The 8,366-nt window shown below is 35.8% G+C and carries 7 protein-coding genes and 2 pseudogenes; 5 read left to right on the forward strand and 4 right to left on the reverse strand.

Translation table 11 applies throughout. The features are described 5' to 3' along the window. Positions 1-387 precede the first annotated feature (387 nt). The 3 genes from FTU67_RS13815 to FTU67_RS13825 all read left to right on the forward strand — a co-directional run bounded on the left by FTU67_RS13815 (position 388) and on the right by FTU67_RS13825 (position 2,914). Positions 388-1,395: a replication initiation protein gene (locus FTU67_RS13815; protein WP_004967300.1), complete on the forward strand. Its 1,008-nt coding sequence runs from the start codon at positions 388-390 to the stop codon at positions 1,393-1,395. 105 nt (positions 1,396-1,500) lie between these two features. Continuing rightward, positions 1,501-2,067: a plasmid replication DNA-binding protein gene (locus tag FTU67_RS13820; protein WP_225531289.1), complete on the forward strand. Its 567-nt coding sequence runs from the start codon at positions 1,501-1,503 to the stop codon at positions 2,065-2,067. A gap of 217 nt (positions 2,068-2,284) precedes the next feature. After that, positions 2,285-2,914 (forward strand): hypothetical protein, encoded by a 630-nt coding sequence (locus FTU67_RS13825; RefSeq protein ID WP_005173627.1) that lies wholly within the window; start codon positions 2,285-2,287, stop codon positions 2,912-2,914. A 121-nt stretch (positions 2,915-3,035) separates the two neighbouring features. On the opposite strand, the pseudogene FTU67_RS13830 reads toward FTU67_RS13825, so the two are convergent. Then, positions 3,036-3,404 (reverse strand): annotated as a pseudogene (locus tag FTU67_RS13830) (IS1-like element ISAba3 family transposase); the annotation flags it as partial. Positions 3,405-3,477: 73 nt separating this feature from the next. Between FTU67_RS13830 and FTU67_RS13835 the strand changes: the two are divergent. Both FTU67_RS13835 and FTU67_RS13840 read left to right on the forward strand, forming a co-directional pair. Next, a complete protein-coding gene (locus FTU67_RS13835; protein ID WP_078081115.1) occupies positions 3,478-4,353 on the forward strand; it encodes an SDR family oxidoreductase in 876 nt (291 codons plus the stop codon). Between the two features lie 52 nt (positions 4,354-4,405). Further along, positions 4,406-4,756, forward strand: a complete 351-nt coding sequence (locus FTU67_RS13840; RefSeq protein ID WP_180061894.1) for an ATP-binding cassette domain-containing protein — start codon at positions 4,406-4,408, stop codon at positions 4,754-4,756. Here the strand turns inward: FTU67_RS13840 and FTU67_RS13845 are convergent. From FTU67_RS13845 to FTU67_RS13855, 3 genes and pseudogenes are all read right to left on the reverse strand, one after another. Then, positions 4,749-4,832, reverse strand: a pseudogene (locus FTU67_RS13845) (IS1 family transposase); the annotation flags it as partial. The gene FTU67_RS13840 and the pseudogene FTU67_RS13845 overlap by 8 nt on opposite strands. A 45-nt stretch (positions 4,833-4,877) precedes the next feature. Continuing rightward, entirely contained in the window at positions 4,878-5,954 is a 1,077-nt protein-coding gene (locus FTU67_RS13850; RefSeq protein ID WP_225531288.1) for a hypothetical protein, read from the reverse strand. Positions 5,955-7,747: 1,793 nt separating this feature from the next. Further along, positions 7,748-7,951 carry a hypothetical protein gene (locus tag FTU67_RS13855; RefSeq protein WP_004968112.1) on the reverse strand — a complete coding sequence of 68 codons (204 nt, stop codon included), beginning with the start codon at positions 7,949-7,951 and terminating at the stop codon, positions 7,748-7,750. Positions 7,952-8,366: the final 415 nt, after the last annotated feature.

Here is an 8,366-nt window from a genome sequence, read left to right on the forward strand (position 1 = left end):
ATTTTTCATTTATTTTTTCATTTACTAATTTTAAAAGCTTTATTAAAAGCTTTTAATAGCTTTTAAAAAGCTTTTAAAAAGCTTTACGGCCAGTCTCAATGTATTGCTATATCAGTGTTTCAGACACTAAAGTGGGGGCGAAATGTTAGGTTTTTGACTTTTAGTGGGGGCGAAATGTTAGGTTTTTGACTTTTAGTGGGGGCGAAATGTTAGGTTAGTGGGGGCGAAATGTTAGGTTAGTGGGGGCGAAATGTTAGGTTAGTGGGGGCGAAATGTTAGGTTAGTGGGGGCGAAATGTTAGGTGGTAATCAAGATATGCTTGACTTAATAAGTGGGGGTAAGTAGCATTAAAAATACCACCACATAATAGAAGAATAGTGATTTTAGATGGCTGTATCATTAAAGAAAATTAAAAATTTTGAGGAACATGACAAATCTCTTTTTCCTCTTTCAGCACCTGCCAAACGTTATCCAAAAGACTATGCTGTCTTTCAAAATATTTTCTGGCAATTGAAGCATGAGAAATCACCAAAAGACGATATTCTAAAATTGCTATTCTTTTTTAGCCCTAAAGTTCGGCTAGCATCAGATCCCAATGAAACAACAGAATTCACTGTAACAGCTAAAGAATATGCTGAATTGACGGGCTTAAAGCCAAGCAGTGCTTATGTAGCCTTAAACCGAGTAGTAGATGCTCTCTACGACCACAGTGTAGTTTTTTATCATCCTGGAAAAGATCGAGATATTCGAACAAGACTCATTAGTACATGCTCATACAAGGATGGATGTTTTTATATTTCTTTCACGCATTTTGCCCTATACATTATGTATGTTTTTAATAAACAAAATTCGTATACAAAATTTAAAGTTAAATCGGCTGTTGCCTTACATGGTCACGGTTTAAAACTTTACCCATTCTTGGTACAAAATGAATTTCGGTCTAATTTCGATGTATCCATCAAAGAATTAAAAAGTGCTTTAGGTCTGGCAGAAAATTCATACCCAGAATATAGAGATTTCAAAAGTACTATTCTTAAACCCCACATTGATGACATTAACTCTAAAACAGAACTTACTATTGAGTTTAAAGCAGTCAAGAAAGAAGGACGCAAAGCTAGTCATGTTAATTTTATAGTTAGAAAAAAGAAAACTATTGGAGCTAATCAACAAAGTGAAACTGGTAGTAACCAAGAGCAAAATAAAATAACTGCAAAAATGGTTTATTTAACGATAATTCAAAGTGAAGAATTGAGCTTGAGATTCAAAGAATCTGGTGAGACTACAGACGAATTAGTAGAAAGAATAAAAATTGATTTTAAAAATAACGAAGGTAATAGATGGATTGAAAAACTAGCAGAATTCAATATCGACTTTACTATTGAACAAAAAGTTTGAAAAATTGCTGCTATACCTAGAAAAGTACGATTTAATTCAAAATAAGATATATGTTCAGCTAAGATGTTCAGATGAACATGCTTAAACACGCGCTGAGGGATTACATTGAACAAAACAAAATTTAGCATAATGGACGCAAGTAAAGCTTTTAAAAAATCAAGAACAACAATCTATGAATCTATAAAAAGTGGTGAATTATCAAGAGATCATGATGGACTTATAGACTTATCGGAACTTATCAGAGTTTATGGCAATCCAGTCAGTGTTCAGTCCAGTACACGTACTGAACAAGTCCAGAAGGATGTACAGGTACACGTTCAGTCTGAAATTGAAAATGTATTAAAAGATCAAATTTCTTTACTCAAAAATCAGTTAGATTTAGCAAATCAAAGAGAAAAGTCTTTGATGCAACATATTGAAGATCTCACTCATAGAATTGAGTTTAAAGGCACGTTAGAACAGCCAAAACAAGAAAATACTAGTAAGCTAAATGAATCTACTAATCTAAATATAGCAACAGATCCTCGGCCAGAGATTGAGTCGAACTATGACGCATTGACTACTTTTGGGGAAGACAACAAGCGTATACCTATTCCTGAACACGTTGAACCGGAACCTAAAAAAAGGGGATTATTGGGCCGTTTAGCTCGGGCAGTTTTTACAGATGAGTAAGGTTTTATTGTTATTTTTAGCTAAACAAAAGTGTGGAACATTGCTTACTTATTAAGCGTGGAACGTGAAAAGTCATAAAAAAAGCCCAATCGGGTGTGATTGGGCTATAAACTAGAAACTACAGCATTGATTTCTAAGGAAAATTATAACACATTTCGTATAAGGTGTATTATGTTAATTTTAGGAAATCTTAAGATAATTATTAATGAGTGACTTAATGAATAAAGAAATTTCTGTATTACTGCATGACGTTCCTACTCATGCAGATTACGCATGTGATGCAACAGATTTAGATCCAGAAGATATTCCTGAAGATCGTATAGAACAAGTCATAAATTTATTAAATTCTTCTGATGAAAATATTGTATTTAAGGCAGCAAAACTTCTGACTAATTGGGGACAATCCTCTGGTTTTGATGCATTAGTAAATTTATTAAATGAAAATAAATTAGATGGTTATATAGATCATCGTTTACATGGTTATGATGATACACTTCAGCATGTACTTAGCGCTTTTGTTCGTTATTGGGCATTCCAAGCTGATCTAGGATTTGGTGAGCAGGCTAGAATAAAAATATTTCATCCTATACAAAAGATTATAGAAATATCTAATACAGAACCATTTGATATTAGTCGCTTATTTTGGTTAATTGATGATGAAAAATACGATGAATATATTCCTTTAATTAAAAACCATTTAATCCAAATAATAGATCATCCTGAATTACAATTTTGGAAAATCCATGATGCTATTGAACTGATGCTGAAATTAGAGCCTGAGTTTGTTCATAATTTATTAGAAGAAAAAGGCAAAACATTGGAAGACTTTAAAATTAACACTTTATAAAGTTATACATTTAACATAATGGCTGTTATACGAAACGAGAGTGTTAGAACCCATTTAAAGTGTCTATATTCTCACCAATAAAAATGTCCGGTTTCTCCGAGGTAAAATATGACTTTTGAACAAAAACAAGCCATTGTTTATTCTTTTTATTTCCAACAAAATTCCAGAACTCATCTACTTCGAGAGATTCATAATGACTTTGCTGAGGCTGAATTTCATAGGTTGATTCAGTTAAAGTACGTAAAACTTTACCGATACTGATGCGCTCAACTTCAGCAATATCTCGTATACCGCTGCCTCTGACCATCAACTGTAATATTTTACGAGTAATACCTGACTTACATCCTAGATAGCTCAGTGCATGATCACCAATAAACTGACGTTTACAGTCTTTGCACTGATAGTTTTGTTTCCCATCTACTTTGATACCATTTTTCTTTATACTATCACTGAGGCAGGTTGGACATTTGATTGCTAGAGTTATTTGCATTTCTCTATTTTATCAAAATCCAATCGGCTTTTTCTTCAGCATACTTTTTGAAACACTACCGAGGAGATTATTTATGACATTTAATAACAATGAAAATACACGTGTGTGGTTTATTACAGGTGCAAGCAGTGGACTAGGATACGAATTCACAAAAAAAGCATTGGAGTCAGGAGAGAAGGTTGTTGGTGTTGCTAGAAATATTGAAAAACTGAATGAGTTAAAATGCCAGTTTGAAGGAATGTTACTTCCTTTAAGTCTTGATGTTACTGATAGAAGTGCTGTTTCGACTACAGTGGAAACTGCCATTAAACATTTTGGAAGACTCGATATTGTCATTAACAATGCAGGGAATATGGTAATGGGAATGATTGAAGAATTTAGTGAAGATGAAGTTAGAAGCCAAATGGAAACTAATTTCTTCGGTACAGTATGGGTAAGTCAAGCTGTTATGCCGTACTTGCGGGCACAAGAATCAGGTCATATTATCCAGATATCTAGTATTGGTGGACTGATTAGTGGTCCAATGTCGGGAATCTATAGCGCTAGTAAATTTGCTTTAGAAGGATTTAGCGAGGCTTTAGCACAAGAAGCTGCACATTTTGGTATAAAAGTATCTATCGTAGAACCTGGAGGTTACTGGACGAATCTATACTTAAAAATGAGTTTTACTACACAGAAAAAAGAGTATGATTCATTACGTGAAAAGTTGGCCCAACAATATTCAAACGAATCGGTGGATAGTGATCCTAAGTTAGCCGCCGAAGCTATAATGAAACTGGTTAATAGTGAGAATCCGCCTCTCCGATTAGTTCTGGGAAGCCTTGTATATGATTTAGCTGTTGAAAATGCAGAAAAACGTATATTTACATGGAAAGAGTGGGAATCAGTCAGTCGTTCTTCGGAACATGGGATTCCTGCACCAGAAGGATACGGAATAATTGAGGAATAGAAACCCTAAGAAATAAACTCTCTAAACTACAAAAACTAATTAATGATTTAATATGTTTATTAACTTAATCGCTAGAAAGGGAGGCGATTGTATGGAATTGATAAAAATGAGAGGAATAGAAAAATATTTTGGAGGCAAGCTTCTTTTTACTTTTGATAAATTAACTGTTTTTAAGAACGATATTATTGGTGTAGTCGGGTTAAACGGAAGTGGAAAAACGACGTTGTTGGAGATCATTAACAATGATATAGCTCCTGACAAGGGAAATGTTGAGGTTAAGGGAGATATCTCTTATTATAAACAATTCGGTCAATACCACGAATCAGTAGATTCTTGGCAATTGAAAGAATTTCGCTCCAGCTCAACAAGGTGGTGTTTCAAAAAGTATGCTGACATTAAATGAAGCCATTATTGATGTAAAAAAAGGTTAAGTCGAAAGCTTTAAAATGGTTTTCAATCTTTTTTGAAAAATTGCATGTTAGAACCTATTCAAAGTCCGTATTTAATAGCTTCTCTTAGCGGATTTACTCATTTTCAAGCACTTGTAAGTAAAGCTCATCCGCTTTTTGAGCAATGGCTTTGCCATTCTCACGCATTTCTAATTCTTTAGCTACATAGGCTTGAATCGGTATGTTGTAATAGCCACCACCATAGTAGTCTTTAATGAGTTTCAAAGGCACTTCCACACCATATTCATCAAAAAGATTACGTCTGTAATTATATTCATGGATCGTATCCGCATAGGTCGGCAATCGGGGTAGATAGGTCAAGTGTGGTGTAGCAATTTCCATCTGCATCCATGTTTTCTGCTTCTTAGACCTGTACTTTAAAAAACGCTGTGCAAAATGGATAATCTGCCCTGCTTGGGAACGGCTTGCTTTGAAAACAGACCATGTTTCAACCATCAGGAATAGATTTTTAATGTCGGCTCGGTTCTTCTCTGCTAGAGAACTATTTTTTTGACTAGCCAATTTATTAATAGAATCAGTAAATTTAGTTTTAATTTTTTCAATACTTTGCTTTGTATATCGCCAAGTCCACGTATAAGCCCTTACTCTGTCTTTGTAGTCTTTTTCATCACCCAAGATGAGCTGTTTATAAGTCTTATGCGTATCTCTAAAAAGCTCCATAGTCACCAGGGCAGTAGGTTTGACAGCAATTGGATTTTTTAAGACAAATTGTTTTGGCTCATTATCTTTGAAGTAGTCTGCAATCAAGGTCTTTTCTGCTGAGATCGAATCAAGATCCCACTTAAAGCCTTTGTACTTCTCTTTAAGAGTCTGAATCTTCAAACGCTCCGACTCTTTGGCAAGTTTATTAATCTCAATACCGTTGAAAGTATTGAAATCTCTACTTGTAGGCGTAGTGAATAAGCAATACAGAAACCATTTATTTTCATTAAAGACATCTCTTTGCACGATCATCGTGCAAATAGGATGACCCTTTTCTAGGCGGTAAGAACGCTGTCTTGGTGAAATACCCAACTCATAACGCTCTGTCATCTTATCCAAAACGGATTCAATGGATTTCTTAGAACTGTCGTACTCAAAGCTGAAATAAAAATATGCGCCATTGGCAACATGGTCAGCGAGCCGTTGCATTGTAAATTTTGTGTGTGGACTAAAAATTATCATCCAAAATATTTCCAATCATTGTTATCAAGGGTTAATTCACAAAATACGCTGTTTTTTGATCAAAAACTAGCATTGTAATCGAGTAAAAGGATTTTTGGTTTTTAGCTGTTTTTTGCTTTTTCCATAGCGAAGCTATGGTGAACTTGCGAAGCAAGTTTTAAGGACTTCTAGACGGTGTTTGTAAGAGGGTAATAAGTAGTTCCATGCGAACGCACCTAGACAGCATATTTTTTGTGCATTATGATTTTCTCATCAGTTGTGAAGTGTGTCTGACCAACGCACCTAAAAGACCTAACCGTTTTTTAGTGTGCCGTTAGGCACACTAAAAATTTTGATTTTCAACAGCTCACAGTGGAAAGGTTGACAGCCTGAAAACTGCTTGACGAAGCGGACTGCTGCGGAAACGTAGCTCGGTACGCTTTGATGAGGGCTGATGAGGGGTGGCTTTTGCCTACCCTCAAATTCTACTCAATCCACTTCATTGTTGGTTCTTGAAGTTGGGCGACAAGGAAACGGAATCACCGAAAGGTGGCGAATGGGTTAAACCCCATTCTAGGCTGAAAGGGCTGAAATCCTGCTTTTGAAGAAATAGTGAGTGAAATCCATAGATGGAGAGTAGCGTTAATAACTACCGTTCTTCGCTGAATCTTTATGGTTTGGCGAGGTGCGTGGCACACACGATGGCTTCTGCGGTATTCGAGAGGGTACAGGCGATCAAGGTGAAAGCTGGCGAGAGTGGCACTTTTGGGTCAGGTGGTGAATTTGTCGTGATGACATTCCATTTTGGCTCGAAAGGTCGATGTATAGCTTAAACGTGTTAAAGGTGGGGAGAGATCCTCATCGACTGTGCTAAGTAAGTGTTCTACCCATGATGATATTTTTTAAGCTGCGGAATCGGTATTTTGGAACTGCGTACCGAAAAGCAAGGAAAAAGCTTAGAAACTTAGTGGATGAACGTACTGCTTGTTAAGACTTCAATTGATAACTTGGGACGCACTTTTATGTCATTAGGTTTTGTCACCTAAGTTTTTGAATAACTAAATTTTTAGTTATCGACATAGATGTGTTGGAGCGATCTTTAGTAGCGCATATAAGGCAGATTTTTGCCGAAGTTGTACTGTAATAATTCTGAATAAGTTGTTGTTTTTATTTGTAAAATAGATAGTAATCTATAATTACAGGTAAAATTGATAATCAATAAGAATTTTCTTTTGAGTTGTTTTATCAAAAGTTGGTTAAAAAACCATAGCTACCGTTGTCAGAAATGACTTGTTAAGGGAATCGTGGTTTTGCGAAAGAGTGATGTTGAGGCTATAGGGGACTGTAGTTGAGTGTGTTACTTCCTGCATGGTCATAGTGCTTGAAGGCTGTGGATTTAAAGCCACAGGAGAGTCAAAAAGGTTAAATGGGGATTGGTCTCCCCTGCTGTTCGAGTTGGTCGCTCGAACTAAACTAAACTTCTGAAGACATAGTTTTTCGAGGTTGTTATCCACCATAGGATAAATATTTTCTGATTTTATGAATAAAATTAGCGTTTTAAAGTTTGGTGTTGGTTGGTTGGCAATCGGCACTTCGACAAAATTTTACGGTGCATACGTTATAAGCATTTTTTAGACCCCCTCGGATATTCTTGCCAACAGAATATCGAAACGAGGTGGGTTGTCTAAATGCTCACCATTTGCGTTTTAAGGCACTTTAAACTAAAACCTATAGGTAGAATAGGAATGACCAATAAAACGCCAAATACAGCAAACCATGCGCTATAAATCCACATCTCTTGGTGTATCTTGCTCTCGATCTGTCATAAAATCTTCTAACCCTGTTGGGTCATCATGGTTTTTAAAGAACTCCTCCCAAGTTACTTCACAAAAGACACCATCTTCATTGGCTCTAAACCATCGTGGTTTGTTGAAGTTCTTCATCGAGAGAGAAACCAAATCTTCATCTTTTTTATCTTTGCTCATCTCAGATCCTCTTTAGCGAGTGTCTACGAGCGACACAACGAAAATTTGCGCCTAGACTCCCTGAAAAACTGCTTTTTAAAATATTTGCTTCAACAAATTGAAAGTAGATCACATGCTGATCTTTGCACCTAGACCGAGCGAAGCGAGCATAAAAAACTTATGAGCGAAGCGAATTCCGAGTTGCTTTTGCCTTTTCTTAAAGTAACAAGAATATTAACTAAAAATTGCCCCACGAATCGAGCGAAAGCGAGATTCAATAGAGTTTGAGCGTAGCGAAAACCAAGGGCAATTTTTCATTTATTTTTTCATTTACTAATTTTAAAAGCTTTATTAAAAGCTTTTAATAGCTTTTAAAAAGCTTTTAAAAAGCTTTACGGCCAGTCTCAATGTATTGCTATATCAGTGTTTCAGACAC

Origin of the sequence: Acinetobacter sp. YH12132 (assembly GCF_013418645.1) — a bacterium.
GTDB classification, from domain to species: Bacteria; Pseudomonadota; Gammaproteobacteria; order Pseudomonadales; family Moraxellaceae; genus Acinetobacter; species Acinetobacter indicus.